Here is a 2,351-nt window from a genome sequence, read left to right as displayed (position 1 = left end):
ATCCGGAAAATAATTACCATGATTTGTCTCATAATCAAAACATATAGCAATCCTCTGCACAATTGTAATATTTTTGTGGTTGTTAGGAGGACAGAGTCTTAGGGGCGAAGAGGGAATCGCCCGTACAGTCCTCAGAATTTTCAAGGTTTTTCGTCAATCTTAACTATTATAAAAATTATCACAAATCATTTAGGATTGCTATATAACAATTTTTATTTTTTGATCCTAGACTTCATGATTATAACAATTTCAAGGAAGAAGGAAGAAAAAAAGCAATAAAATGCTATGATATTTTATCCCTCAATTAGATAAATAATTTTTGACAAAAAAAGTTGTGTAAGTCCCATTAATTAGTGCTGGTATGATTAACAAACCTAAGCCAATAATTTAGTAACAGTCCTACTAACAAAACTATTGCCAAGCTCCAAGCTCTCGGCAACCTTTGTCTCTGTAAAAACTGCATAGGATAATCCAGTAAAATTGCTAGAATTACTCAGAGAAAGAAAATATTCACCATTGGTTGTAGGTAGTTAATAAAACAGGACTTACGCAGAGGTACTACATATAGCGGAAAAAACTAGATCGTTATAGTTTTTGAACTCTATATATAAGGTCTTTGCGTAAGTCCTATAAAAAGTAGAAATAGCCAACAGTTGAGAAACAATAGTGGAAAAATTAGACCATTGCGTAACTACTTGGGCAACTGTAGGGAAGATTGGTTAATTAGATTGCATCCTTATTTTCTTGGTACTTTTGATAGTAGTGGTTTTTTATAGCGCTTTCCTACAGACTTGAGTCAGTGGTATGTACCTGAAGCAGGAACTGAGCTGCCAAAGCTCGTACAATTCCGGTATGGGTCAGTTTGGGTAAGTTTAGTAGAACGGAAACGTACAACAGAAAGATATGAGTCACCCGAGCGCCCTCAACCAGATTTATAGCATTACCTAACCACGGACAACCTACTGGTGAAGTTGGAGTACCGATAACCTCAACCCACCAAACAGGAGTCTGAGTAGATAAATAGCAATCGACAGTTTTGGCTAGATGACTAAAATCTTGCTCTAGGAAAAGTTCCCGATAAGTGCGATTCATAAATTTAACCAGTATCGCCCTGTCTATACCGGAACCGTTCTTAGAAACCTACAATAATCTGTAAAAATCTACAACTATCTGTTCTATTCCTGCTTCCCACTCGGCAACGTCGGCGTTATCCAGTCCACAGGAACACGCGGTCGTTTGCTGTTGCTTCGCAAAACTGGCGTAACGCAACCAAGATTGCGAAATGCGGAACGCGGAGCGTAGCTCTCACTGACCGCCATAGTTAGATTTAAACCAGCATTTAAATCTCTATCACAACCGAAACCGCAGTGTTCACACTTAAACTCTCTCTCGGATAAACATAGAGACTGTTGATATTAGGAAAAATAAATATTAGGTGTAGATAGCATGGCTGCTTCTTGAGGAGAACTTAATTCCTCTGTCGGAGCTGGTGCTGCTAAATCTCCTGGTAGAAATATACGAGCGCTGACTGCCACCATAGCAATTAAAAATATGATTACCACGATTAATGGAGCAATATATTGACGAAAAATTTGCATAGTTATTTTTAAGTCTCAAACTGAAATTTATCTGTAGAGATGTTCCACAGAACTTCTCTAATTTTTGCATGGAAAGTCTACTTCTATGAATTTGATTTTAGCAAGACTTACAAGTTTTAGAGTTTTAATAGTATTTATAGTTCAGATGCTCTGACAGAAAAACAGCCATCTTTTGTCGCGCTAGCTCTGACTCTGGCAACTCCCAGTTAAGTTCTTGAAAGACGTGCCACATTCCCTCATACGGATCTAACTTAACTGATATGTTTGCCCGATCGAGAGCTTGATAATGACGAACAGAATTACTCAAGAAAATTTCTTTTGTCCCAACCTGAATCAAGGTTGGCGGAAAACCTTTGGTATAGTCCCCATAAACAGGAGAAACGTAAGGATTTTTCTGATCGGCAGGATCGGCGTAAGTATTAGCTATGTTAGTCAAGGAGTATGATTTCAATATTATTGGGTCGTGATTTTTGAGAGTAGCATAAGTATCACCTGTTTCTGTAATATCTGACCAGGGCGACCAAAGCACGACTGTAGCAGGCATTCCTAAACCCTGGTCACGCATTTTCAGTACTGTTCCAGCAGCTAGTCCACCCCCAGCAGAATCTCCATAAATGCCTATATTCTGAAGGCTATAATCTTCTGTTATTAGTGCTTTAATTACCTGAATGACCTGATCTGTAACCTCAGCCCATTTGGCAAAGGGAGCTACAGTATAGTCAATAGACACCACCCGTAATCTTGTAGCATCGA

Annotated in this window: 3 protein-coding genes and 1 pseudogene; all 4 read right to left on the bottom strand. The window is 38.6% G+C overall.

The genetic code is table 11. The features are described 5' to 3' along the window. Positions 1-783: 783 nt before the first annotated feature. Complete coding sequence (locus F6K22_RS38945) at positions 784-1,092, bottom strand: hypothetical protein (protein WP_363275396.1); 309 nt, start codon at positions 1,090-1,092, stop codon at positions 784-786. A gap of 83 nt (positions 1,093-1,175) precedes the next feature. Then, positions 1,176-1,388: pseudogene (locus tag F6K22_RS38940) on the bottom strand (hypothetical protein); the annotation flags it as partial. A gap of 27 nt (positions 1,389-1,415) precedes the next feature. Next, positions 1,416-1,598 (bottom strand): hypothetical protein, encoded by a 183-nt coding sequence (locus tag F6K22_RS38935; protein ID WP_293110304.1) that lies wholly within the window; start codon positions 1,596-1,598, stop codon positions 1,416-1,418. 124 nt (positions 1,599-1,722) lie between these two features. Then, on the bottom strand, positions 1,723-2,351 hold a 629-nt coding region (locus F6K22_RS38930), incomplete at its 5' end, for an alpha/beta hydrolase fold domain-containing protein (RefSeq protein ID WP_293110303.1).

Origin of the sequence: Okeania sp. SIO2F4, from assembly GCF_010672385.1 — a bacterium.
GTDB lineage: Bacteria > Cyanobacteriota > Cyanobacteriia > Cyanobacteriales > Microcoleaceae > Trichodesmium.
This window is presented reverse-complemented; position numbering and strand designations above follow the sequence as displayed.

Excerpts from the sequence above, each read along its gene's own strand:
- F6K22_RS38945 (WP_363275396.1), bottom strand. The coding sequence starts at position 1,092 with ATGAATCGCACTTATCGGGAACTTTTCCTAGAGCAAGATTTTAGTCAT.
- F6K22_RS38935 (WP_293110304.1), bottom strand. The coding sequence starts at position 1,598 with ATGCAAATTTTTCGTCAATATATTGCTCCATTAATCGTGGTAATCATA.